This is a genomic window from Microtetraspora sp. AC03309 (assembly GCF_020826795.1).
In the GTDB taxonomy this organism is placed as follows: Bacteria; Actinomycetota; Actinomycetes; order Streptosporangiales; family Streptosporangiaceae; genus Microtetraspora; species Microtetraspora glauca.
Genome location: NZ_JADDIL010000102.1, coordinates 1 through 23,126 on the forward strand (window position 1 = coordinate 1; position 23,126 = coordinate 23,126).

Annotated in this window: 18 protein-coding genes and 1 riboswitch; of the genes, 9 read left to right on the forward strand and 9 right to left on the reverse strand. The window is 73.2% G+C overall.

Annotation, left to right across the window (positions count from 1 at the left end; all coding sequences use genetic code 11):
• The first annotated feature begins 235 nt into the window (after nucleotides 1-235).
• Genes IMZ11_RS38125 through IMZ11_RS38135 form a run of 3 tightly spaced genes read left to right on the forward strand, consistent with a single transcriptional unit; the run spans nucleotide 236 to nucleotide 4,249 of the window.
• Nucleotides 236-2,287 carry a putative cobaltochelatase gene (locus IMZ11_RS38125; RefSeq protein ID WP_374463202.1) on the forward strand — a complete coding sequence of 684 codons (2,052 nt, stop codon included), beginning with the start codon at nucleotides 236-238 and terminating at the stop codon, nucleotides 2,285-2,287.
• A 1-nt stretch (nucleotide 2,288) separates the two neighbouring features.
• Nucleotides 2,289-2,891 carry a cob(I)yrinic acid a,c-diamide adenosyltransferase gene (cobO, locus tag IMZ11_RS38130; protein WP_228647683.1) on the forward strand — a complete coding sequence of 201 codons (603 nt, stop codon included), beginning with the start codon at nucleotides 2,289-2,291 and terminating at the stop codon, nucleotides 2,889-2,891.
• Nucleotides 2,885-4,249 (forward strand): cobyrinate a,c-diamide synthase, encoded by a 1,365-nt coding sequence (locus IMZ11_RS38135; protein WP_228647685.1) that lies wholly within the window; start codon nucleotides 2,885-2,887, stop codon nucleotides 4,247-4,249. Before cobO ends, IMZ11_RS38135 begins: the two co-directional genes overlap by 7 nt.
• Before the next feature lie 9 nt (nucleotides 4,250-4,258).
• On the opposite strand, the gene IMZ11_RS38140 is transcribed toward IMZ11_RS38135, so the two are convergent.
• Nucleotides 4,259-5,614 (reverse strand): aspartate aminotransferase family protein, encoded by a 1,356-nt coding sequence (locus tag IMZ11_RS38140; protein ID WP_228647687.1) that lies wholly within the window; start codon nucleotides 5,612-5,614, stop codon nucleotides 4,259-4,261.
• Nucleotides 5,615-5,700: 86 nt separating this feature from the next.
• Between IMZ11_RS38140 and IMZ11_RS38145 the strand changes: the two genes are divergently transcribed.
• The gene (locus IMZ11_RS38145; protein ID WP_228647689.1) at nucleotides 5,701-6,591 is read left to right on the forward strand and encodes a LysR family transcriptional regulator; all 891 of its coding nucleotides are present in this window, start codon (nucleotides 5,701-5,703) and stop codon (nucleotides 6,589-6,591) included.
• On the opposite strand, the gene cobN is transcribed toward IMZ11_RS38145, so the two are convergent.
• On the reverse strand, nucleotides 6,588-10,199 hold the full coding sequence (gene cobN / locus IMZ11_RS38150; protein ID WP_228647691.1) for a cobaltochelatase subunit CobN: 3,612 nt from the start codon (nucleotides 10,197-10,199) through the stop codon (nucleotides 6,588-6,590). The two genes, IMZ11_RS38145 and cobN, sit on opposite strands and share 4 nt — an antisense overlap.
• 54 nt (nucleotides 10,200-10,253) lie before the next feature.
• Nucleotides 10,254-10,379: riboswitch (cobalamin riboswitch) on the reverse strand.
• Nucleotides 10,380-10,452: 73 nt separating this feature from the next.
• On the opposite strand from cobN, the gene IMZ11_RS38155 reads away from it, so the two are divergent.
• The 3 genes from IMZ11_RS38155 to IMZ11_RS38165 are packed head-to-tail and all read left to right on the forward strand — an operon-like array spanning nucleotide 10,453 to nucleotide 13,990.
• Nucleotides 10,453-11,835, forward strand: a complete 1,383-nt coding sequence (locus IMZ11_RS38155; RefSeq protein WP_228647693.1) for a precorrin-3B synthase — start codon at nucleotides 10,453-10,455, stop codon at nucleotides 11,833-11,835.
• Nucleotides 11,832-12,458, forward strand: a complete 627-nt coding sequence (locus IMZ11_RS38160) for a precorrin-8X methylmutase (RefSeq protein ID WP_228647695.1) — start codon at nucleotides 11,832-11,834, stop codon at nucleotides 12,456-12,458. Before IMZ11_RS38155 ends, IMZ11_RS38160 begins: the two co-directional genes overlap by 4 nt.
• 5 nt (nucleotides 12,459-12,463) lie before the next feature.
• Complete coding sequence (locus IMZ11_RS38165) at nucleotides 12,464-13,990, forward strand: precorrin-2 C(20)-methyltransferase (RefSeq protein ID WP_228647697.1); 1,527 nt, start codon at nucleotides 12,464-12,466, stop codon at nucleotides 13,988-13,990.
• Here IMZ11_RS38165 and IMZ11_RS38170 read toward each other — a convergent pair.
• Nucleotides 13,978-14,736 (reverse strand): cobalt-precorrin-6A reductase, encoded by a 759-nt coding sequence (locus IMZ11_RS38170; protein WP_228647699.1) that lies wholly within the window; start codon nucleotides 14,734-14,736, stop codon nucleotides 13,978-13,980. The two genes, IMZ11_RS38165 and IMZ11_RS38170, sit on opposite strands and share 13 nt — an antisense overlap.
• A gap of 62 nt (nucleotides 14,737-14,798) precedes the next feature.
• Between IMZ11_RS38170 and IMZ11_RS38175 the strand changes: the two genes are divergently transcribed.
• On the forward strand, nucleotides 14,799-15,905 hold the full coding sequence (locus IMZ11_RS38175; protein ID WP_228647701.1) for a cobalt-precorrin-5B (C(1))-methyltransferase: 1,107 nt from the start codon (nucleotides 14,799-14,801) through the stop codon (nucleotides 15,903-15,905).
• Here the strand turns inward: IMZ11_RS38175 and cobM are convergent.
• From cobM to IMZ11_RS38195, 4 genes are all read right to left on the reverse strand, one after another.
• The gene (cobM, locus tag IMZ11_RS38180; protein ID WP_228647703.1) at nucleotides 15,878-16,627 is read right to left on the reverse strand and encodes a precorrin-4 C(11)-methyltransferase; all 750 of its coding nucleotides are present in this window, start codon (nucleotides 16,625-16,627) and stop codon (nucleotides 15,878-15,880) included. The two genes, IMZ11_RS38175 and cobM, sit on opposite strands and share 28 nt — an antisense overlap.
• A complete protein-coding gene (gene cbiE, locus IMZ11_RS38185; protein ID WP_228647705.1) occupies nucleotides 16,624-17,943 on the reverse strand; it encodes a precorrin-6y C5,15-methyltransferase (decarboxylating) subunit CbiE in 1,320 nt (439 codons plus the stop codon). Before cbiE ends, cobM begins: the two co-directional genes overlap by 4 nt.
• Complete coding sequence (locus IMZ11_RS38190; protein WP_228647707.1) at nucleotides 17,936-18,352, reverse strand: pyridoxamine 5'-phosphate oxidase family protein; 417 nt, start codon at nucleotides 18,350-18,352, stop codon at nucleotides 17,936-17,938. Before IMZ11_RS38190 ends, cbiE begins: the two co-directional genes overlap by 8 nt.
• A gap of 273 nt (nucleotides 18,353-18,625) precedes the next feature.
• Entirely contained in the window at nucleotides 18,626-19,069 is a 444-nt protein-coding gene (locus tag IMZ11_RS38195) for an NUDIX hydrolase (protein ID WP_228647709.1), read from the reverse strand.
• A 246-nt stretch (nucleotides 19,070-19,315) separates the two neighbouring features.
• On the opposite strand from IMZ11_RS38195, the gene IMZ11_RS38200 reads away from it, so the two are divergent.
• A complete protein-coding gene (locus tag IMZ11_RS38200) occupies nucleotides 19,316-20,323 on the forward strand; it encodes a TerC/Alx family metal homeostasis membrane protein (protein WP_228647711.1) in 1,008 nt (335 codons plus the stop codon).
• A gap of 26 nt (nucleotides 20,324-20,349) precedes the next feature.
• Here the strand turns inward: IMZ11_RS38200 and IMZ11_RS38205 are convergent, their stop codons facing one another.
• Nucleotides 20,350-21,498, reverse strand: coding sequence for a sugar phosphate isomerase/epimerase (locus tag IMZ11_RS38205; protein WP_228647714.1), 1,149 nt, complete (start codon nucleotides 21,496-21,498; stop codon nucleotides 20,350-20,352).
• Between the two features lie 159 nt (nucleotides 21,499-21,657).
• On the reverse strand, nucleotides 21,658-22,875 hold the full coding sequence (locus tag IMZ11_RS38210) for an ROK family protein (protein WP_374463201.1): 1,218 nt from the start codon (nucleotides 22,873-22,875) through the stop codon (nucleotides 21,658-21,660).
• Nucleotides 22,876-23,126: the final 251 nt, after the last annotated feature.

The window sequence follows — 23,126 nt, forward strand, 5'->3', positions numbered from 1 at the left end:
GTCCCCCGTCGCCGACCCGCGTCCTGACCCCCGTCACAGGCTGCGCGTCCGGTGGCGGCCCGGCTGGTGGTGGCTGGTGGCCGTAGGCACTACGACGGGGGCTTGCTCCGGTCGGCCGCCGCTCTCCTGCCGTACGTCCACCCGCCCGCCTCCGCGCCGATCCGCTTACCGCACCTCCATACGGTGGCGGGGGCGGCCACAGCCCCGCGCGCGAGGACAGGACCATCCAGAAGGGATCTTTGTGATCACCGCCTATCCGTTCAGCGCCGTCGTGGGGCTCGACGATCTCAAGCTGGCCTTGATCCTCAACGCGGTCTCTCCCCGGGTTGGCGGCGTACTGGTGCGTGGAGAGAAGGGAACGGCCAAGTCCACCATCGTCCGCGCGCTGGCCGCGCAGCTGCCGCCTGTCGAGGTCGTCGCCGGATGCCGGTTCGCCTGCGACCCCTTCGCTCCCGACCCGTCCTGCCCCGACGGGCCGCACGGTGTCGACGAGGGGCGGCGGGCACGACCGGCCGCGCTGGTGGAACTGCCCGTCGGCGCCTCGGAGGACCGGCTGGTGGGCGCGCTCGACATCGAACGGGCGCTCACCGAAGGGGTCAAGGCGTTCGAACCCGGTCTTCTCGCCGCCGCTCACCGGGGCGTGCTCTACGTCGACGAGGTCAACCTGCTGCACGACCACCTCGTGGACCTGTTGCTCGACGCCGCCGCGCTCGGCACCTGCTTCGTCGAGCGCGAGTCCGTGTCGGTACGGCACGCGGCGCGGTTCCTGCTCGTGGGCACCATGAACCCCGAGGAGGGCGAGTTGCGGCCCCAGCTCCTGGACCGGTTCGGACTGACCGTCGAGGTGCGGGCGTCCCGGGATCCGGCCGAACGCGCCGAGGTCGTACGGCGCCGCCTGGCCTTCGACGCCGACCCCGGAGCGTTCGCGGCGAGGTGGGAGGCCGAGGAGGCGGCGCTGGCCCGGCGGATCCTCCAGGCCAGGGAACGGGTCGCGGAGGTCGTCCTGCCCGACGCCCGGCTACGCCAGATCGCGGCGGTGTGCGCAGCGTTCGAGGTCGACGGGCTGCGCGCCGACCTGGTCACCGCCAACGCCGCCATCGCGCACGCGGCCTGGCGGGGCCGTACCGAGGTGACGACCGAGGACGTACGCGAGGCCGCCCGGCTCTCCCTGCCGCACCGCCGGCGGCGTGACCCGTTCGACGCGCCCGGTTTGGACGAGTCCCACCTCGACGACCTCCTCTCCCAGCACGGTGACTCCCAGCACGGTGACTCCCAGCACGGGGACCATGACCCGGATCCGGACGACGACCCGGACGGTCCAGGCAGCCCCGGTGGTCCGGAGGGACCTGGTGCGGACGGTCCTGGTGCGGACGGCCCCGGTGGCGGCTCACTCGGGTCGGGTTCCCCACGGGAGGACGGCGGGTCGCCGGACGGTCCGCCCGCCGAGCGGGTGATCGCCGCGGCGGAGCCGTACCGGGTGCGCGCTTTCCAGGTGCCGGGTCTGGGAGACGGCGCCTCCGGCCGGCGGTCGCGGGCGCGTACCCCGAACGGCCGCACCACCGGCTCGCGCGTTCCGGCCGGGCGGCTCCAGCGGCCGCATCTGGCCGCGACCCTGCGCGCCGCCGCGCCGTACCAGCGTGAGCGCGGCCGTACCGGGCCCGGCCTGCTGGTCCGCGACACCGACCTGCGCGAGGCGGTACGCGAAGGCAGGGAGGGGAATCTCGTGCTGTTCGTGGTGGACGCGAGCGGCTCGATGGCGGCGCGCAGGCGCATGCGCGAGGTCAAGGCGGCGGTGCTGAGCCTGCTCCTGGACGCCTACCAGCGGCGGGACAAGGTCGGGCTGATCACCTTCAGGGGGTCCGGTGCCGATCTGGTGTTGCCGCCGACCTCCTCGGTCGAGGCGGGTGCGGCGCGGTTGCGGGAGTTGCCGACCGGCGGCCGTACCCCGCTGGCCGCCGGGCTGCGCCGCGCGGCCGAGGTGCTGCGCGTGGAACGGCTGCGTGATCCCGCCAGGCGGCCGTTGCTGGTGGTGGTCACGGACGGCCGGGCCACCTCCGGGTCCGACGTGGCCGGGGCGGTCGCACGGCTCGCCGGTATCGCCGGTGTGGTGGTGGACTGCGAGAGCGGTCCGGTACGGCTGGGCCTGGCTCTCGACCTCGCCGCCCGGCTGGGAGCGCCCGCCGTACGGCTTGACGCGCTGGCGGCCGGTGGCCTCGGCGCGCTGGTCCGCGAGCGGAGGGACGGACGAAGAGGCGAGCCGCGGAACGACTACAGGAGGGCGGTCTGAGATGCCGCAGGGCAAGCCGGCGATCGTGCCGGACGACGGTCTCACCACGCGGCAGCGCCGTACCCGGCCGTTGCTGATCGTGCACACGGGGCCGGGGAAGGGCAAGTCCACCGCCGCGTTCGGGATGGCGCTGCGCGCCTGGAACCAGGGGTGGCCCGTCGGGGTGTTCCAGTTCGTCAAGTCGGCCAAGTGGCGCATCGGCGAGGAGCGCGCGCTGCGGGTGCTCGGTGAATCCGGCGAGGGCGGCCCGGTGACCTGGCACAAGATGGGCGAGGGCTGGTCGTGGATCCAGCGGCCGGGCAGCGAGGAGGACCACGCCGCCGATGCCCGCGAGGGCTGGGAGCAGATCAAGCGTGACCTGGCCGCCGAGACCTACCGTTTCTATGTGCTGGACGAGTTCACCTATCCCCTGAAATGGGGCTGGCTGGACGTCGCCGAGGTGGTCGGCACCCTGGCGGCGCGACCGGGCGTCCAGCACGTCGTGATCACCGGCAGGGACGCCGACCCGAGACTGGTCGAGGCCGCCGACCTGGTGACCGAGATGGGCAAGATCAGGCATCCCATGGACGCCGGGCAGAAAGGCCAGAAGGGCATCGAATGGTGATCCCGCGCCTGGTGATCGCCGCGCCGTCCTCGGGCAGCGGGAAGACCACGGTCGCGACGGGCCTGATGGCGGCGCTGCGCGCGCGGGGGCTGCGGGTCTCGCCGCACAAGGTGGGGCCGGACTACATCGACCCCGGCTACCACGCTCTCGCCACCGGCTGTCCCGGCCGCAACCTGGACCCCTGGCTGACCGGTGAGGAACTGGTCGCGCCGCTGTTCCTGCACGGTGCGCGGGACGCCGACCTCGCCGTGGTCGAGGGTGTCATGGGCCTGTACGACGGGGCCGGGATGGAGGAGTTCGCTTCCACCGCGCACGTCGCGCGGCTGATCGGCGCGCCCGTGGTCCTGGTGGTGGACGCCGCGAGGCAGGGCCGTTCCGTCGCCGCGCTGGTGCAGGGCTTCGCCTCGTTCGACACGCGGGTACGGCTGGCGGGGGTGATCCTCAACCGGGTCGGCTCCGAGCGGCATGAGCAGATCTGCCGGGCCGCGCTGGCGGAGAGCGGCGTGCCGGTGCTCGGCGTGATCCCCCGGGTGGACGGTGTGGCGACCCCGTCCCGCCATCTCGGCCTGATCCCCGCCGCCGAACGCCGTGCGGACGCGGTGGCGGCGGTCGACCGGATGGGCGCGCTGATCGCCGAGTCCTGCGATCTCGACGAGTTGGTGGCGCTGGCACGTTCGGCGCCCCCACTTCCGGGCTCGCCCTGGAGTCCGCCGTTGTTCGAACAGCATCCGCCCACCGGCTCGCGGCCGGTCGTGGCCGTGGCGGGCGGCTCGGCGTTCACCTTCGGGTACGCCGAGCAGGTCGAGCTGCTGGCCGCCGTCGGCGCCGACGTGGTGACGTTCGACCCGCTCAGGGAGGAACGCCTTCCGGAGGGCACCGGGGCGATCGTCATCGGCGGCGGCTTCCCCGAGATGTACGCGGCGGAGTTGTCCGCCAACGAACCGCTGCGCCGCGAGGTGGCGGCCTTCGGCGGGCCGATCGTGGCCGAGTGCGCGGGGCTTCTCTACTTGGCGCGCGAGCTGGACGGCCATCCGATGTGCGGGCGGCTCCAGATCACCGCGACGATGACGGGCAGGCTCACGCTCGGCTATCGCGACGCGGTGGCGACCGCCGATTCCGTGCTCACCCGCGAGGGAGAGCGCTACCGCGGCCACGAGTTCCACCGCACGGCCACCGACCCGGGGCACGCGGAGCGGCCGCTGTTCCGGTGGCGGGGCTCGGCCGACGGGTTCGGCGAGCCCCTCCTGTCCGCGTCCTATCTCCACCTGCACTGGGCGGGCAGCCCCGAACTGGCCGCCCGCCTGGTCGCGGCCTGCCGTCACCCGGTGGCGGAGAGCGGCGGCCGGCGTTCCGGCTGAGGACCGGTGCTATCGGGTGGTGTGCAAGGGGGCGACCTCGCCGATCGCCTGGTCGAGGATCGCCAGGCCCAGCGAGATCTCGTCCTTCGAGGAGGTGAGGGCGGGCGCGATGCGGAAGACCCCGCCCATGCCGGGGAGTTGCACGATGTTCATGTGCAGGCCGAGTTCGAGGCAGCGCTGGGTGACCTGCGCGCCGAGCGCGTCGGACGTCTGCTTCGTCTCCCGGTCGAGGACGAGTTCGAGCCCCACCAGCAGGCCCCGGCCCCGGATGTCTCCGACCACGTCGTGACGCTCGCCGATCTCGTCGAGTCCCTGGCGGAGGAAGGCGCCGAGCTCCGCGGCGCGCGCGTCCATGCGCTCACGTTCCAGCACATCGAGCACGGTGTTGCCGACCGCGGCGACGAGCGGGTCCGAGACGTGGGTGGTGAAGAAGAGGAAGCCGCGCTCGTGCGCCTCCCGCTCGATCTCGGCACTCGTGATCACCGCGGCCAGCGGCAGGCCGGCGCCGAGGGTCTTGGACAGCGTCAGGATGTCGGGGACGACACCGTCGCGTTCGAAGGCGTACCAGTCTCCGGTACGGCAGAGGCCGGTCTGCGCTTCGTCGAGGATCAGCAGCATGCCGCGTTCCCGGCACTTCTCCTTGAGCGCGGCGAGATAGCCCGGGGGCGGCTCGATGATCCCGCCGGAGCTGAGGATGGGCTCGACGATGCAGGCGGCCAGGCTCCCGGTCGACTGCGCGTCGATGAGCTCGAAGGAGAAGTCCAGCTGCCGCCGCCAGTCCAGCTCACCGTCCGGCGTCGTGAAGTCGGGCCGGTACGGGTTGGGCGTGGGGATGGCGAAGTTGCCGGGAGCGGTGGGGCCGTATCCCTTGCGGCCGGAACTGTAGGTGGCGTTCGCGGCGGCCTGCGTCATGCCGTGCCAGGACCGGGCGAAGGACACGATCTCGTGCTTTCCGGTGACGAGCTTGGCCATCCGGATGGCCGCCTCGTTGGACTCGGCGCCGGTCGTCAGCAGCAGCGCCTTCTCCAGCGGGGCGGGCAGGGTGCCGGCCAGCCTCCGGGCGAGGTCGACGACGGGTCGGCTCAGCATGCCGCTGTACAGGTGGTCGAGTGAGGAGATCTGCCGCTTCACCGTGGCCACGATCTCGGGATGCGAATGGCCCAGGATCGAGCTCATCTGCCCGGACGTGAAGTCGAGGATCCTCCGGCCGTCCTCCGTGAACAGGAAGCTCCCGGCCGCGTGGTCGATGATCTCGCGGGTGAACCGGCCGGCGCCGGAATAGCGGACGAGATGCCGGTCGGCGTCGTCCCAGAACTTCGCGGTGACGTCGGCGCTTGACGGTGGGGTATTGATCGAGCTGGCCATGCGGCGACGATATGAACGCGCGAGCATCATGTCCATCTCACAAATCTGGCTTCACTGTGAAGCAATGCTGCACAAGGATGTCGGGCATGACCCTGAACCCCTGGCGGTTGCGGTTGCTGAGCCAGCTGGACACGCTGGGCACCATCCGGGCCGTGGCGCAGGCCGTCAACACGAGCCCGTCGAGCGTCTCCCAGCAGCTTTCCGTGCTCGAGGCCGAAACGCGCGCGCGACTGCTCGAACGCACGGGGCGCCGCGTCAGGCTGACGCCGGCCGGTCTCATCCTGGCGCGGCGGGCCAGGGTCATCCTCGACCAGATGGCGGCGGTCGAGGCCGAGCTGCGTGGCCTGGCGCAGGAGCCGGTGGGGGTGGTGCGGCTCGCGGCCTTCCAGAGCGCGATCCACTCTCTCGCCGTCCCGGCCGTGACCCGGCTCGCGGGCTCTCATCCGCATATCGACGTCGAACTCCACGAACTCGAACCGCACGCGAGCATGGGCGCGCTGCGCGGCGGAGACGTGGACATCATCATCACGACCACGGACTATGTGGAGTCGCCCATCGACCCGGACATCGACATCATCCCCCTGGCCACCGATCCCGTCGTCCTGGTCCTGCCGCCCGACCATCCCGCGGCGGCCAGGGAGTCGGTGGACATCACCGCGTGCGCAGACGAGGACTGGGCCTTCGACATGCCCGGCTCCTATCTGTCGAACCTCGCGACCAGGCTCTGCCGCCAGGCGGGTTTCGAGCCCCGGGTGGTGTGCCGGTTCAACAACTACATGATCACGCTGCAGCATGTGGAAGCCGGACACTCCATCGCCCTCCTGCCCGGACTCGCGGTCGACCGGCGCTACCGGGTGCTGACGCGGTCGCTGAAGTTCCCGGTCGAACGCAACATCACCGCCGCCATCAGGAAGAACTCCCGCCCTGCCGTCAACGTCGTCCTCGACGTTCTGCGGCGCGGCCCGGAAAGGACCTAACGATCCTCCAGGTCGCCCTCCACCGTGAGGTAGACCTCGCGCAGCGCGTCCAGGACCTCCGGGTCGGGGTGCTGCCACATCTCGCGGTCGGCCGCTTCGAGCAGGCGCTCGGCGATGCCGTGCAGGGCCCACGGGTTCGACTCGGTCATGAACGCCCGGTTCTCCGGGTCGAGGACGTACGCGGCGGCCAGCCGGTCGTACATCCAGTCGGCCACCACACCGGTCGTCGCGTCGTACCCGAACAGGTAGTCCACGGTGGCGGCCAGTTCGAACGCGCCCTTGTAGCCGTGGCGGCGCATCGCCGCCAGCCAGTTGGGATTGACCACCCGGGCGCGGAAGACCCGCGCGGTCTCCTCGTGCAGGGTCCTGGTGCGGACCGCGTCCGGGCGGGTGCTGTCCCCCACGTACGCGGCGGGCGCCCGGCCGGTCAGGGCGCGTACGGTGGCGACCATCCCGCCGTGGTACTGGAAGTAGTCGTCGGAGTCGGCGATGTCGTGCTCGCGGGTGTCGATGTTCTTGGCGGCCACCGCGATCCGCCGGTACGCGCTCTCCATGTCCTGCCGGGCGGGCACCCCGTCGAGGTCGCGACCGTAGGCGTAGCCGCCCCACACGGCGTACACCTCGGCCAGGTCGGCGTCGTCGCGCCAGTTGCGGCTGTCGATGAGCGGGAGCAGACCGGCGCCGTACGCGCCCGGCCGGGAGCCGAAGATCCGCAGCGTGGCGCGCCGCTCGTCGCCGTGGGCCGCGCGGTCGGCCTCCGCGTGCGCCCGTACGTAGTTGTCCTCGGCGGGTTCGTCCAGGCCCGCCACCAGTCGTACCGCGTCGTCCAGCATCGTGACGACATGGGGGAACGCGTCCCTGAAGAACCCGCTGACGCGTACGGTCACGTCGACGCGCGGCCTGCCGAGTTCGGGCAGCGGGATCGGTTCGAGGCCGCCGACCCTCCGGGACGCCTCGTCCCAGACCGGTCGTACGCCGAGGAGCGCGAGCACCTCGGCGACGTCGTCACCCGAGGTGCGCATGGCGCTGGTGCCCCAGACGGACAGGCCGACGGAACGCGGCCACTCGCCGGTGTCGCTCCGGTACCTGTCGAGCAGCGAGTCGGCCATCGCCTGCCCGGTCTCCCAGGCCAGCCGGCTCGGCACCGCCCTCGGGTCGACGGAGTAGAAGTTCCGCCCGGTCGGCAGCACGTTGACCAGCCCGCGCAGCGGCGAGCCGCTCGGCCCCGCCGGGACGTAGCCGCCGTCGAGCGCGTGGAGCAGCGCGCCGATCTCGTCCGTGGTCCGGGCGAGCCGGGGCACGATCTCCTCCGCCGCGAACCCGAGGATCCGCTCCACGCCCGCCGCGACCTCGGAGGCGCCGAGGACGGAGACGGTCACGGGACGGACGGCGGACGGCTCCCAGCCGTGCTCCTCCATGCCCTCGACGAGGGCGCGGGCCAGGGCCTCGGCCTCGTCCACGGTCACCCGGGAGGCGGCGCCGTCCTCCGCCAGGCCGAGAGCCTCACGCAGGCCGGGCAGCGCCTCCTGACCGGCCCAGATCTGGCGGGCCCGCAGCATGGCCAGGACGAGGTCCACCCGGACCTTCCCCTCGGGGGCGACGCCGAGCACGTGCAGGCCGTCGCGGATCTGGGCGTCCTTGACCTCGCACAACCAGCCGTCCACGTGCAGCAGGAAGTCGTCGAATTCGGTGTCGTGCGGCCGGTCGGCGATGCCCAGGTCGTGATCCAGCCGGGCGGCCTGGATCAGCGTCCAGATCTGCGCTCGGATCGCGGGAAGCTTGGCCGGGTCCATGGCCGCGATCGAGGCGTGCTCGTCCAGCAGCTGCTCCAGCCTGGCGATGTCGCCGTACGTCTCCGCGCGGGCCATCGGCGGCACCAGGTGATCGACGAGTACGGCGTGCGCCCGCCGCTTGGCCTGGGTTCCCTCGCCCGGATCGTTCACCAGGAACGGATAGACCAGCGGGAGGTCGCCGAGTGCCGCGTCGGGCCCGCAGGACGCCGACATCCCCGCGGACTTGCCGGGCAGCCACTCCAGGTTGCCGTGCTTTCCGACGTGCACGATCGCGTGCGCGCCGAACTCGTCGGCCAGCCACCGGTAGGCGGCCAGGTAGTGATGGCTCGGCGGCATGTCGGGGTCGTGGTAGATCGCGATCGGGTTCTCCCCGAACCCGCGCGGCGGCTGCACCATCACCACGAGGTTCCCCGCGCGCAGGGCCGCCAGCACGATCTCCCCGGCGGGGTCGCGGGACCGGTCGACGAACAGCTCGCCGGGCGGCGACCCCCAGTGGCCCTCGACGTCCGCGCGCAGGTCCGCGGGCAGCGTCTCGAACCAGGCGCGGTACCGCGCGGCCGGGATCCGCACCGGGTTGGCCGCCAGCTGCTCCTCGGTGAGCCAGTCCTGGTCCTGACCGCTCGCCGCGATGAGCGCGTGGATCAGCGCGTCGCCGTCCTGCTCCGCCGCACCGGGGAAGCCCGCTCCGAGGTCGTAGCCGGTCTCCTTCATGGCCGCGAGCAGCCGGACCACGCTGGCGGGGGTGTCGAGGCCGACCGCGTTGCCGATCCGCGAGTGCTTCGTCGGATAGGCGGACAGCATCACCGCGATCCGCCGCTCCGGCGCCGGGACGTGCCGCAGCAGGCCGTGCCGTACCGCGATGCCGGCGACCCGCGCCGCACGTTCGGGATCGGCCGCGTAGACGGTCAGGCCGTCGCCGTCGACCTCCTTGAACGAGAACGGCACGGTGATGATCCGCCCGTCGAACTCCGGGATCGCCACCTGGGACGCGGCGTCGAGCGGGGACAGGCCGTCGTCGTCCTCGCGCCACGCGTCACGTCCCGTGGTCAGGCACAGTCCCTGCAGGATCGGCACGTCGAGCTCCGCGAGCGCGCCGACGTCCCACGCCGCGTCGTCGCCTCCGGCCGACGCGGTCGCCGGACGGGTGCCGCCCGCCGCGAGCACGGTGACGACCAGGGCGTCCACGCGCCGCAGGGTGCCCAGCAGCTCAGGCTCGGCGGTGCGCAGCGAACCGCAGTAGACGGGCACCGCCTGCCCGCCCGCGTCCTCGACGGCCCGGCACAGCGTCTCGACGAACGCGGTGTTCCCGGCGACATGGTGGGCGCGGTAGTAGAGCACGCCGATGACCGGTCCGTCCGCGCGCCGGGCGACGCGTTCCAGGGGTCCCCACGTGGGCAGCGGCTCAGGCGGAGCGAAGCCGTTCCCGGTGAGCAGCACCGTGTCGGAGAGGAAGGCGTGCAGCTGGGCCAGGTTCGCCGGGCCGCCGTGCGCGAGGTACGCGTGCGCCTCGGCGCACACCCCGCCCGGCACCGTGGACAGCTCCATCAGCTCGGCGTCGGGCGCCTGCTCGCCGCCGAGCACCACGACCGGCCGGGGGCCGGCGAGCAGCGCGTCCAGCCCGTCCTCCCAGGCCCGGCGCCCGCCGAGGAGCCGTACGACGACGAGGTCGGCGCCCTCCACCAGGGCGGGCAGGTCCGGGACGGTGAGCCTGGCCGGGTTGCCCAGCCGGTAGCCCGCCCCGCCCTCCCGGGCACTGAGCAGGTCGGTGTCGGAGGTCGACAGCAGGAGGATGCCAGGAGACGGCACAGAGCGCACGAGAAAGTCCTCCCTCGGGGTCCTCGCCCCGGGTCGTGGTCGTCACGACGGCAGGAGTCTCCTGGCTCCCGGATCGATGCTCACCCCGGCCTTCCCGTCCGTCGCCGGACCGTGGCCTTCGGTGGGGGTCGCTCCCCGGTTACAGTGGCGGGACCGCGCCGGTTTCACACCGGCTTCCTCCCTGCGCCGTCGCCTGGGATCACACTATGCCAGGCCGACACCCGCGGGGAAATGGGGCGTTACCATCCTCAGCGTGTTCATCGGTGACCTTTCCGGACGGTCGCGGTCCGACGCGTGCCCCGGAGCCCTTCAGGTGCACGCCGCCGCCGACGGTGGCCTGGCACGGATCCGCATCCCCGGCGGCGCGGTCACCGCGTACCAGCTCCGCGTGGTCGCCGCCGCCGCCCGCGAGCTCGGGTCCGGCGTGATCGAGCTGACCTCCCGCGCCAACCTCCAGGTGCGCGGCCTCCAGGTGCGCGGCCTCGCCGGGCGGGAAGTCCGGGCCGGAGACCAGGGGCCTTCCGGGGCGCCGGACTTCGCCGCGCGGATGGCCGCGGCTGGCCTGCTGCCCTCGGCCACGCACGAGCGGGTGCGCAACATCGTGGCCTCGCCCCTGGCCGGTCGCGCACCGGAGAGCAGGCTCGACGTGCGCCCTCTGGTGGCCGAGCTGGACCGCGAGCTGTGCGCCCGGCCCATGCTCGCCGACCTGCCCGGACGGTTCCTGTTCGCCCTCGACGACGGGTCCGGCGACATGCCGGTCCTCGGCGCCGACGTCACGCTGCTGCCGGATGTGCCGGACGTGGCGTTGCTGCTCGCCGGTGCCGACCGCGGGTTGCGCGTGCCCGCCGGTTCCGCGGTCGCGGGCCTGCTCGCCGTCGCGGAGGCGTTCCTGGCCGAACGCGCGGAACAGGGGTCGGGCGCGTGGCGGCTCGCCGAGCTCGCCGACGGCCCCGCCCGGGTCGCGGCCCGCGCCGCGAGCGCGGAGCCGCGTCTCCGCCTGTCCGCCTCCGCCGTACGGCCGGCGGGTGCGGCGGCGGCTCGGGCCACGGGGACGGTCGGGACGGTCGCGCAGCGGGACGGGAGGTGCGCCCTCATCGTCCTCGCTCCGCTCGGGCGGCTCACGGTGGCCCAGGTGGAGGCGCTCGCCCGGGCGGCCGAAGTCGGCGGGGGAAACGGCGGGGGAAACGGCGGGGGAGAGGTGCGGGTGACGCCCTGGCGGGCGATCGTCGTACCCGATCTGCCGCCGCCGGCGGTCGGCGAGCTGCGGGTATCGCTCACGGACGCGGGCCTGGTCGGCGATCCCGCGTCGCCGTGGCTCGGCCTGACCGCCTGCACCGGCCGCCCCGGATGCGCCAAGGCGCTCGCCGACGTCCACACCGACCTCCACACCCACGTCGGCGCCGGGGGGAGTGCGGACCTTTCAGGCGATGCCGTACGCTCACCGACCGGTAAGGGGGACCTGCTTCCCGTGCACTGGGCGGGCTGCGAGCGGCGGTGCGGACGGCCGCGCGGCCGGGTCGTGGACGTGATCGCCACCGAGGACGGGTACCGCGTCGAGCTGGACGGCGTCAGCCGTACGTTCGCCGACGCCGAGCAGACGAGCGCCGCCGTCGCGGCGACCAGAGAGGGAACGTGATCGACTACATCCGGGACGGGGCGGAGATCTACCGCCGGTCCTTCGCCACCATCCGCGCCGAGACCGACCTGAGCGGCATGCCGCCGGGCGTCGCCCAGGTCGCCGTCCGCATGGTGCACGCCTGCGGCATGGTCGACCTGGTGAACGACCTCGCCTGGTCGCCCGGGGTCGTGACGGCGGCGCGCGAGGCGCTGCGGAACGGCGCGCCCGTGCTGTGCGACGCCATGATGGTGGCCTCCGGTGTGACCAGGCGCCGCCTTCCGGCGGACAACGAGGTGCTCTGCACGCTCGGCGACTCGCGGGTTCCCGAGCTGGCGGAACGGCTGGGCACCACCCGCAGCGCCGCGGCGCTGGAGTTGTGGCGCGACCGGCTCGACAACGCGGTGGTCGCGATCGGCAACGCGCCGACCGCGCTGTTCCGCCTGCTCGAACTGGTCGAGGAGGGGGCGGGCCGCCCGGCGGCCGTGCTCGGGGTCCCGGTCGGTTTCATCGGGGCCGCCGAGTCCAAGCTGGCCCTGGCCGAGCATCCGTCCGGCCTGGACCACCTGGTGGTCCACGGGCGCAGGGGCGGCAGCGCGATGGCCGCGGCCGCCGTCAACGCGATCGCGAGCGAGGAGGAGTGAACGGGATGAGCGGAGAGTCCGGCCACCTGTACGGGGTGGGGCTGGGGCCCGGTGACCCGGAACTCGTGACCGTGAAGGCGGCGCGGCTCCTCGGCGCGGCCGACGTGATCGCCTACCACAGCGCCAGGCACGGGCGCAGCATCGCCAGGTCGGTGGCCCTGCCGTACCTGCGGGGCGACCAGATCGAGGAAGCGCTGATCTATCCGGTCACCACCGAGACCACCGACCATCCCGGGGGATACCAGGGCGCGCTGGACGACTTCTACGTCGAGTGCGCCGCCCGCCTCGCCGCGCATCTGGACGCGGGGCGGGACGTGGTCGTGCTGTGCGAGGGAGACCCCCTCTTCTACGGCTCGTACATGCACATGCACAAGCGGCTCGCGCACCGGTACCCGACCGAGGTGGTGCCCGGCGTGACCTCCGTCAGCGGGGCGTCGGCGGTGCTGGGCCGCCCGCTGGTCGAGCGGGACGAGACGCTGACCGTGCTGCCGGGCACCCTCCCGGCGGACGTCCTGGCCGAGCGGCTGGCCGCCGCCGACTCCGCCGCGGTGCTGAAGCTCGGCCGGACCTTCGAGAAGGTGCGTACGGCTCTCGCCGAGGCCGGGCGCCTCGACGACGCCTGGTACGTCGAGCGGGCCACGACGGACAAACAGCGAATCGAGCCGCTCGCCGACGTCGATCCGGCCACGGTCCCCTACTTCTCGCTCGCGCTGGTGCCGAGCCCCCTCACCCCGGTGGCGGGCAGCCCGGCGGAATCCGCTCGTACGACCGAAAGCACGACGGAATGTACGGGCGAGGTGGTCGTCGTCGGGCTGGGCCCGGCGGGACGGCCGTGGCTGACCCCCGAGGCGCAGGACGCCCTCGCCGCCGCCGACGAGCTGGTCGGCTACGGGCCCTACCTGGACCGGGTGCCGCCCAACCCGCGCCAGCGCCGCCACCCCACCGACAACCGGGTCGAGGCCGAGCGGGCCGCGCACGCGCTGGAACTCGCCGCCGCGGGCTCGCGGGTGGCCGTGGTCTCGTCGGGGGATCCCGGGGTGTTCGCCATGGCCAGCGCGGTGCTGGAGGCGGCGGCCGAACCGAGGTTCGCCGGTGTCGCCGTCCGGATCGTGCCCGGCCTGACCGCCGCGCAGGCCGTGGCGAGCCGGGCCGGTGCCCCGCTCGGCCACGACTACTGCGTGCTGTCGTTGTCGGACCTGCTCAAGCCGTGGGAGGTCGTCGCGGAGCGGATCAGCGCCGCGGCGAAGGCCGACCTCGTGCTGGCGATCTACAACCCGGCGTCGCGGAGCCGTACCTGGCAGGTGGCCGCCGCGCGGGACCTGCTGCTCGAACACCGGGCCCCGGACACGCCCGTCGTCATCGGGCGTGACGTCGGAGGTCCGGAGGAGAGCGTGCGGGTCGTGGAGCTGGCCACGCTCGATCCGGCCGAGGTCGACATGCGCTGCCTGCTGATCGTGGGTTCGTCCACGACGCGGATCGCCGATCGCGGCGGGCGGCCCGTCGTCTACACCCCGCGCCGCTACCCGGCGTGAGATCCGACCCAGGCCGCGGCCGCCTCGACGGTGTCCACCTGGAGGACCCCGTCGGGCGGCGCCGGCCGCCGTACGACGACCACGGGAAGTCCCAGCTCGCGCGCGGCGGCCAGCTTGGCCGTGGTCATCTCGCCGCCGCTGTCCTTGGTGACCAGCACATCGACGCGGTGCTCGCGCATCAGCGCCAGCTCTCCCGGCACGGTGTACGGCCCGCGGGAGAGGACCACCAGCGTGCGGCGCGGCATCGGCGGGCCGGGCGGGTCGACCGACCTGGCCAGGAACCACAGGTCGTCCAGGTCCGCGAAGACGGCCAGGCTGCGGCGGCCGGTCGTGAGGAACACCCGCTCGCCCCGGCCGGCCAGCAGGCCGGGCAGCAGTCCGGCGGCGGCCTCCAGCGTGGGCGCCCAGTGCCAGTCGTCGCCGGGCCCCTGACGCCAGCCCGGACGGCGCAGCACCAGCAGCGGCACCCCGGTACGGGACGCGGCGGTGACGGCCGAGGCGGTCATCCGCGCGGCGAAGGGATGGGTGGCGTCCACGACCGCGTCGATCGCGTGCTCACGCAACCAGTCGGCGAGCCCGTCGGGCCCGCCGAAACCGCCCTCGCGCACCTCTCCGACAGGGAGCCGGGGGTCGGTCACCCGGCCCGCCAGCGACGACACCACCCGCAGTCCGGGAACGCCGACCACCCGCTCGGCGAGGCCCCTGGCCTCCGCGGTGCCGCCCAGGATCAGGAGCCGCCTCGTCATCCCGCCACCTCCGCCATCTCATCCAGCTCCGCCATCTCATCCAGCTCCGTCAGGCCGTCCCCATGAGCACGCCACTTCGCCACGGATGGACCACCGGCGCCTGCGCCACCGCCGCGACGACCGCGGCCTACACGGCGCTGCTCACCGGCGCCTTCCCCGACCCGGTGGAGATCGTGCTCCCCAAGGGGCAGCGTCCCGCGTTCGCCCTGGCACGCGAGCGGTTGGGCGACGGGGAGGCGACCGCCGCGGTGGTCAAGGACGCGGGTGACGATCCCGACGTCACGCACGGCGCGCTCATCTCCGTGACCGTACGGCACGGTGCCCCGGGCAGCGGCGTGACGTTCCTGGCCGGGCCGGGGGTCGGCACCGTGACCAAGCCGGGACTGCCGCTCGACGTGGGCGAGCCCGCCATCAACCCCGTGCCCCGGCGGATGATGCGCGAGCACGTCGCCGACGTGGCCGCCCGCCGCGGCGGGACCGGCGACGTGATCGTGGAGATCTCCGTCGAGGGCGGTGAGGAACTGGCCCGCCGCACCTGGAACCCGAGGCTCGGCATCCTGGGCGGCCTGTCCATCCTGGGCACGACCGGAGTCGTGGTGCCCTACTCGTGTTCGGCGTGGATCGACAGCATCCGGCGCGGCGTGGACGTCGCACGGGCGGCCGGCCGTACGCACGTGGCGGGCTGCACCGGCAGCACCTCCGAGCGGGTGGCCGCCGAACTCCACGGGCTCCCGGAGGACGCCCTGCTCGACATGGGCGACTTCGCCGGAGCCGTGCTGAAGTATCTGCGCCGCCACCCGGTGCCCCGGCTCACGGTGGCCGGCGGGATTGGCAAGCTGTCCAAGCTCGCCGACGGGCACCTCGACCTGCACTCCGGCCGCTCCCAGGTCAACCCGGACCTGCTCGCCGCGCTCGTGCTCGGAGCCGGAGGCGACCCGGCCCTGGCCGAGCGGGTACGCGGAGCGAACACGGCGCTGCACGCGCTGCGGCTCTGCCAGGAGGCGGACCTGCCGCTGGGCGACCTGGTCGCCGAAGGGGCACTCGGGACCGCGCTTCAGGTGTTGCGCGGTGCGCCGGTCGAGGTGGACGTCGTGGTCATCGACAGGTCGGGTGTGATCGTCGGCCGCGCGGGCGGCGCCGGTCAGTCGCGGCACCGGTCCGCCGAGTAGAGGTGGCTGTCGGGGAACGCCGACGCCGTCAGCACCCTGCCCACCACGATCACGGCGGTCCGCACGACCCCGGCGGCGCGGACCCGCTCGGCGATGTCGGCCAGGGTGCCGCGCAGGACCACCTCGTCGTCCCTGCTCGCCCGCGCCACCACCGCGACCGGGCAGTCCGCCCCGTAGGCGGGGAGCAGTTCCTCGACGACCGCCTCGATGCGCTGCACCGCCAGATGCAGCACCATGGTCGCCCGGCTCGCGGCCAGCGTGGCCAGGTCCTCACCCTCCGGCATCGGCGTCGCCCGCGCCGACGTACGGGTGAGGATGATCGACTGGCCGACCCCGGGCACGGTGAACTCCCGCTTCAGCGCCGCCGCCGCGGCCGCGAAGGCGGGGACGCCCGGCACCACGTCATACGGCACGCCGAGAGCGTCCAGCCGCCGCATCTGCTCCGCCATCGCGCTGAACACGGACGGGTCGCCCGAATGCAGCCGGGCCACGTCCAGCCCGGCGGCGTGCGCGGCGGACATCTCGGCGACGATCTCGTCCAGAGTGAGCTGGGAGGTGTCCACCAGCCGCGCCCCCGGCGGGCAGTCGTCCAGCAGTTCCCGGGGCACCAGCGACCCGGCGTACAGGCACACCGGGGACGAGGTGATCACCCGCAGGCCGCGGACCGTGATGAGGTCGGCGGCACCAGGTCCCGCCCCGATGAAGTGCACCACGCCCGTCACGACCGCTCCTCCGCACCCGATTCCACTGTTCGCGCCACTATGCCCGGCGCTGTTCGCGCCGCCGTCTTCACCGCCGACCACACGGTCACCGGCATCATGGCCCGCCAGCCGGTGAAGCCGCCGACGGGTGCCGCGCGGTTGACCGCGAGGCGCACCAGATCTCCGCCGAGCCTGCGGTACCAGCCGGTCACGACCGCCTCGGACTCCAGGGTGACGGCGTTGACCACCAGCCTGCCGCCGGGTCTGAGCGCGGCCCAGCAGGCGTCCAGCAGGCCGGGTGCCGTCGCTCCGCCCCCGACGAAGACGGCGTCGGGAACGGCCAGGCCGGCGAGCGCGTCCGGGGCGGCTCCGACGACGATCTCCAGGTCGGGCACGCCCAGCGCCGCCGCGTTGCGGGCCGCCCGATCCGCGCGCTCCCGGCGGCTCTCCACCGCGATCGCGCGGCAGGCCGGATGGCTGCGCATCCACTCGATCGCGATGCTGCCCGCGCCCGCGCCCACGTCCCACAGCAGCTCGCCGGGTACGGGCGCGAGCCGGGACAGGGTGACCGCGCGCACCTCCCGCTTGGTGAGCTGCCCGTCGTGCTCGAACGCGTCATCCGGCAGTCCCGGGACGCGGGGAAGCGGCGTCACTCCGGGATCCGCCCGGCATTCCACCGCGATCACGCTCAACGGGGAGGGACCGGGCCGTCCGGGCAGGTCCCACCGCTCCGCCGTACCGGAGATCCGGGTCTCGCCGGGGCCGCCGAGATCGGAGAGCACCGTCACCGGGCTTCCGCCGTACCCGCGAGCGGCGAGCAGCGCGGCGACTCGCGCGGGCGCTGTCCTGCCCGCGCCGAGCACCAGCACCCGGCGTCCCGGCAGGATCGCCGGGTGGAGCAGCTCGTCGGGGCGGCCGACCAGGCTCACCACCTCGGTCTCCTGGACCGTCCAGCCCATCCGGGCGCAGGCGAGCGACAGCGACGACAGGTGCGGGATCACCCGCACCCGGTCGGGGCCGAGGAGGCGGACCAGCGTGGAGCCGACGCCGAAGAACAGGGGATCGCCGCTGGCGAGCACGCACACGGCACGCCCCCGGTGCGCGGAGAGCAGACCGGGCAGCGCGGGGAGCAGCGGGGACGGCCAGGTCACCCGTTCCGCGCCGATCCCGGAGACGTCGATCCCGGAGACGCCGACCTCGGAGACCAGGGCGAGTTGCCTCGTGCTGCCCATGAGGACGTCGGCGGCCAGCAGGGCGTCACGCGCCGCCGGGCCGAGGCCGCTCCAGCCGTCGGTCCCGATGCCGACGACGGTGATCAGGTCGTCCGGCTCAGACATTGCCGAGCACCCGGGCGACCCGGATCTCGATCACCACCCGCTGGGGGTTCTCCCGTGGCGGCCGATAGCGCGCCGCGTACCGCCGCTCGGCGTCGGCGACCTCCTCCGGGGTGTCCCGGATCACGGCACGCCCCTCCAGGGTCGACCAGCGGCGGCCGTCCACCTGGCAGACGGCGACCGCCGCGCCGTCGGGCCCGGCCGCGGCAACCAGCCGGGCCTTCCGCGAACCCCGCGAGGTGATCACCCGTGCGACCGCCGCGCCGGGGTCGAGTGTCACGCCGACCGGCACCACGTGCGGCGTTCCGTCAGGGCGCACGGTGGTCAGCGTGCACAGGTGCCGCTCACGCCAGAAGGCGCCGAACCCCTCGCCGAGTCCCGTCAGGTCGGGTTGTGCGGCTCCCGCCGGCATCGTTCACCTCGAACAGTCGTCAGTGGTCGTGAGTGGGTCGCCATGCGGGGCGGCGCAGGATGAACCGCCTCCGACGGCCTGCCGTCGGGGGGACGGTCCCCTCGTGCGAGGGACGCCCGCGTGGCGGGGCGCCAGTTTACGGGAGTGCCCGGCACGCCCTTGATGGCGATGCCCTTCACGACGGCGTCCGTCGCGGCATGCCCGTCATGGCATGCACGGTGCGCGATGTCACGTGCGGCGATGTCACGTGCGGCGATGTCACGTGCGGCGATGTCACGGTGCGGCGAGTCGCTCCAGCACGGCGGCGAGGAGCGGCGGCTCGACGGGCTCGTCCAGTGCGGTGAGTTCGGCGGGGGAGAACCACCCGAACCCGAGATAGGTGTCGCTCTCCTCCGACGTCAGCACCGACGGTGTGACCTCGGGGCGCGTGCCGAACCTCGCCAGGTAGAACGGCTCCGTCTTGACGTAGTGAACGCCCAGCCACATGTAGTCGCGGTGGACGGGCACCGACCGGTCGGCCACGGCGGAGCCGGGCAGGCCGGTCTCCTCGGCCAGCTCGCGCCGCGCCGCGTCGAGGGGTGTCTCACCCGGCTCGATCCCGCCGCCCGGGGGCTCCCAGAAGGTACGGCCGGCGACCGGGTCCCGCCAGCGCAGCAGCAGAACGCATCCGTCCTCGTCCACGCACAACACCCGCGCGGCCGGTCGATCGTCAGCCATGGGACCTCGCCCTTCTCGCCCGTACGGGAGCGTCCCCGTCCGCCTGATCATCCCGCACGGGGATCGTCCCGCCGGTCACCCCCCTCGGGTTCGCACTGCCCGGATGGAACCCGAGCGGCCCCACGCGCGTTAGGCGGACGAGCAAGCGCGGGTATTTCCGCTCACCCGGCCCCATGTCGCGGCATGCCGGGTGGCGGCGCCGAGACGGCCCGTGTGAATCGTCGCGGACGTGGTGGAGGTCATCCCGTGCTGGAGGTAACCGCGGTCGGCTGGGCGCTGACCATCGGAGTGATCGTCGCGCTGTTCGCGCTCGATCTGACGCTCGGCATCGTACGGCCGCACACGGTGGGCTTCCGCGAGGCCGTCGGCTGGTCGGTGTTCTACATCGCGGTCGCCGTGGTCTTCGGCCTGGTCTTCGCCTCCTACGCGGGATGGGAGTACGGCGCCGAGTACTTCGCCGGGTACGTCGTCGAGAAGAGCCTGTCGGTCGACAACCTCTTCGTCTTCGTGATCATCATGAGCACGTTCGCGGTGCCCGGCGAGTACCAGCGCAAGGCGCTGACCTTCGGCATCCTGATCGCGCTCGTGCTGCGGGTCGTCTTCATCATGCTCGGCGCCGCCCTGCTGTCGCTGTTCTCGTTCATGTTCCTGGTCTTCGGGCTGCTGCTGATCTGGACCGCCGTGCAGCTCTACCGGCACCGCGACGAGGACCCGAGCGCCGACGACAACGCGCTCGTGCGGCTCACCCGCCGCGTGCTGCCGGTGTCCTCCGAGTACGTCGGCGGCAAGATGATCGCCCGGGTCGGCGGGCGCCGCGTGGTCACGCCGCTGTTCGTGGTGCTCGTCGCCATCGGCAGCACCGACCTGCTGTTCGCGCTGGACTCGATCCCGGCGGTGTTCGGCGTGACGGAGGAGCCGTATATCGTCCTCGTGGCCAACGTGTTCGCCCTGCTGGGGTTGCGCGCGCTGTTCTTCCTCGTCAAGGGACTGCTCGACCGGCTGGTCTACCTGTCCACCGGGCTGGCGCTGATTCTGGCGTTCATCGGCGTCAAGCTGGTGTTGCACTGGGCGCACGGCCTGAGCGACGGGGTGCCGGAGATCCCGACCCCCCTCTCGCTGGCGGTGATCGTCGTCGTTCTGGCCGTCACCACCGTGGCGAGCCTGCTGAAGTCGCGCCGCGACCCCGCCGCCCGCGCGCACGCCGGCACCCTGCGTGCCCCGGCCGAGCCGGAGGCGGAGCCGGGCGAGGAGTGAGCGCGGGAGACGGGACGCCGCCCGGATCAGCCGCGCAGGGCGGCCATGTTGGCGTAGCTCAGCTCGGCGTACCTCAGGGAGCGGCCCGGGTCGGAGGCGTCCCCCGGGGCGTTGTCCTGCTCGTACATCGGGTTGTGGTAGCCCTTGGCCCCCATGTTCGCGAAGAAGGCGGCGTAGTCGATGTCACCGGTGCCGAACGGCACCATGTCGTAGCCGTTGCCGCTGGCCGGGTTGGACGTGCCGTCCTTGGCGTGGAACAGCGGGAACCGCTTCGTCTGCGCCCGCACCACGGCGAGGGGGTCGAAGACGCCGGTCTGCGGCGAGCCGTCGGGCGCGGTGTACGCGCGGAACTTGAACTGGGCCACGTGCGCCCAGAAGATGTCCATCTCCAGGTAGACGTCCTTGGGGTCCGTGATCGTGAGGAAGTACTCCAGCTTGCGGATGCCCGAGGACCGGGTCGGCCGCCCGGCCGCGTCGAGCGGTCCGCTGTCGAGGAGGAAGTTGTACGCCGCGTCGTGGTTGTGGGTGTACAGCTTGATCCCGGCGGTGGAGGCCAGCGAGCCCAGGTGGTTCCACTTCTCGGCGGCCACGTCCCAGTCGCCCTTGTACGCGCTGCCGGTGGGGTCGCCGCCGGTGCCCATGTGCCCGAGGCCGAGGATGCCGGCGATCTCCAGGTGCAGCTTGAACCGGTCGAGGTCGGACGGCGTGAGCGGCCACGAGCCGGGGATGAAGCCGTGGTTGCCCTCCGCCTGCAGGCCGTTGTCGTCCAGCCAACTGCGCAGCAGCCGGGCGCCCTCGACGGACTCCAGGTTGCCCCCGCCCTCGGCGTTCGGATGCTGGCCGTACCCGGCGAACTCCACCTGCTTGTAGCCGATGCGGGACAGCTCCTCGAACACCCGGCGGAAGCCGGAGGCGAGGGGTGTCGAGCCGGGGTCGCGCCCGATCGCGTCGCGCACGGTGTAGAGGATGATGCCGCGCTTGCCCGGCGGCACCAGCACGCCGTTGCCTCCTGCCGCGCCGGCGGCGGCCCGGGCGGCCGACGCGAGCGGACCCACCCCGGTCAGGGCGGCCGCCGCCGTGACGCCCGTCGTGGCGGCGAGGAAGCGGCGCCGGCTCAGGCCGAGCGCGCGGCGCAGGGCGTCGGAGGTCTCGATGGATTCTTCGTGTGCGGTCATCGCTGCCGTCCTCTTCGGCAAGGACGCGTGCGCCGAACACGTCGGGAGTGCGGTGGTGCCGGTCGGTCCCTGTGACGTACCACCGTCACCCGGGGATCAAGGCGCCCTCATTGTTACGGCGCGACCGCCGATCGGTCAATGTACCGGCGGCGCGGGCGTTCAGGCCGGCGCGGTGACCGCCTGGTCGACGGTGCCCGGCGCCAGCACGTGCTCGACCACCATGACCGCGGCGCCGATGACGCCCGCCCGGTCGCCGAGCTCGCTGGCCCGGATGTTCAGGTGCTGGGTGGCCAGGGGCAGGGAGCGGCTGTAGATCGCCTCGCGTACACCGGCGAGGACGTGCTCGCCCGCCTCGGCGATGTCGCCGCCGACGACGATGACCGACGGGTTGAAGAAGTTGACGATGGCCGCGAGCACGCCGCCGATGTCCCGCCCGGCCTGCCGGATGACCTGGGCGGCCTGGGCGCTGCCCCCGCGGATCAGCCCTACGACGTCGCGGCTGCCCGCGGCGTCGATGCCCGCGGCGCGCAGCGTGGCGGCCATCGCGGCGCCACTGGCGACCGCTTCGAGGCAGCCGGAGTTACCGCACCGGCACAGCGCGTCGCCCGCCGAGGTGACCCGGATGTGTCCGATGTCACCCGCCGCGCCCTGCGAGCCGCGGTGCAGCCGCCGGTCGGCGATGATGCCGCAGCCGATGCCGGTGCCGATCTTCACGAAGAGCAGGTGGTCGACCTCCGGGCTGGCGATCCAGTGCTCGCCCAGGGCCATGATGTTCACGTCGTTGTCGACGAGGACGGGGGCGCCGAGCCGCTCGCCGAGCCACTCGGGGACGGGGAAGTCGTCCCAGCCGGGCATGATCGGCGGGTTCACCGGTCGGCCGGATGTGTGCTCGACCGGTCCGGGCAGGCCGATCCCGATGCCGCAGATCTGGGAGAGCGGGTGCCCCGTCTCGGCCAGCATCTCCTCGAACGCGGTGACCAGCCAGGACAGGGTCGGCTCCGGGCCGCGCTCGATCGGCAGTTCGGCCGCGCGCTCGGCCAGCACCGCCATGCCGAGGTCGGTGACCGCCAGCCGCGCGTGCGTCGCGCCCAGGTCGGCGGACAGCACGATGCGGGCGCCCCGGTTGAACGCGAACGCGGTGGCCGGGCGTCCGCCGGAGGAGATGGTGTCCTCGGAGGGGACGATCCAGTCGTGGTTGATCAGCACGTCGAGCCGCTGTGACACGGTGGACCTGGCCAGGCCGGTGAGCTGGGCCAGCTCGGCGCGGGTCCGGGCCTGCCCGTCCCTGAGGATCGCGAGCAGGGCGCCCGCGCCCGCGGCAGGGCCGCCGGATTCGCTCAGTGTGCCGTGCGTCAACGTTTCTCCCTCAACGGACATCACAACCCGATGCTTCATCGTGATGTTACATCAGCAGATCACTACCTTTTGTTGACAGTCGGCATAAGTCGGGCTTAGCGTCGCGAAATATGGACGACATAAAACGAGTGTCGTCGCATCGCGTGTACCGGTAACTGCTCCAGCCGTTCCGTGCGGCGGGCCCGGTCGTCCGTTCCGCCGTCGCGCCGAGACGGCGGGGCGGGCGAGTGCCACCCGGGCTCCACCCACCCCTGTCCCAGCGCCCCCTGCGT

Bases quoted from the DNA above. Each gene is read 5' to 3' on its own strand.
- cobO (WP_228647683.1), top strand. From the start codon at position 2,289: ATGCCGCAGGGCAAGCCGGCGATCGTGCCGGACGACGGTCTCACCACG.
- IMZ11_RS38135 (WP_228647685.1), top strand. From the start codon at position 2,885: ATGGTGATCCCGCGCCTGGTGATCGCCGCGCCGTCCTCGGGCAGCGGG.
- IMZ11_RS38140 (WP_228647687.1), bottom strand. From the start codon at position 5,614: ATGGCCAGCTCGATCAATACCCCACCGTCAAGCGCCGACGTCACCGCG.
- IMZ11_RS38145 (WP_228647689.1), top strand. From the start codon at position 5,701: ATGACCCTGAACCCCTGGCGGTTGCGGTTGCTGAGCCAGCTGGACACG.
- IMZ11_RS38165 (WP_228647697.1), top strand. From the start codon at position 12,464: ATGAGCGGAGAGTCCGGCCACCTGTACGGGGTGGGGCTGGGGCCCGGT.
- IMZ11_RS38170 (WP_228647699.1), bottom strand. From the start codon at position 14,736: ATGACGAGGCGGCTCCTGATCCTGGGCGGCACCGCGGAGGCCAGGGGC.
- IMZ11_RS38175 (WP_228647701.1), top strand. From the start codon at position 14,799: ATGAGCACGCCACTTCGCCACGGATGGACCACCGGCGCCTGCGCCACC.
- cbiE (WP_228647705.1), bottom strand. From the start codon at position 17,943: ATGTCTGAGCCGGACGACCTGATCACCGTCGTCGGCATCGGGACCGAC.
- IMZ11_RS38190 (WP_228647707.1), bottom strand. From the start codon at position 18,352: ATGCCGGCGGGAGCCGCACAACCCGACCTGACGGGACTCGGCGAGGGG.
- IMZ11_RS38195 (WP_228647709.1), bottom strand. From the start codon at position 19,069: ATGGCTGACGATCGACCGGCCGCGCGGGTGTTGTGCGTGGACGAGGAC.
- IMZ11_RS38205 (WP_228647714.1), bottom strand. From the start codon at position 21,498: ATGACCGCACACGAAGAATCCATCGAGACCTCCGACGCCCTGCGCCGC.
- IMZ11_RS38210 (WP_374463201.1), bottom strand. From the start codon at position 22,875: ATGTCCGTTGAGGGAGAAACGTTGACGCACGGCACACTGAGCGAATCC.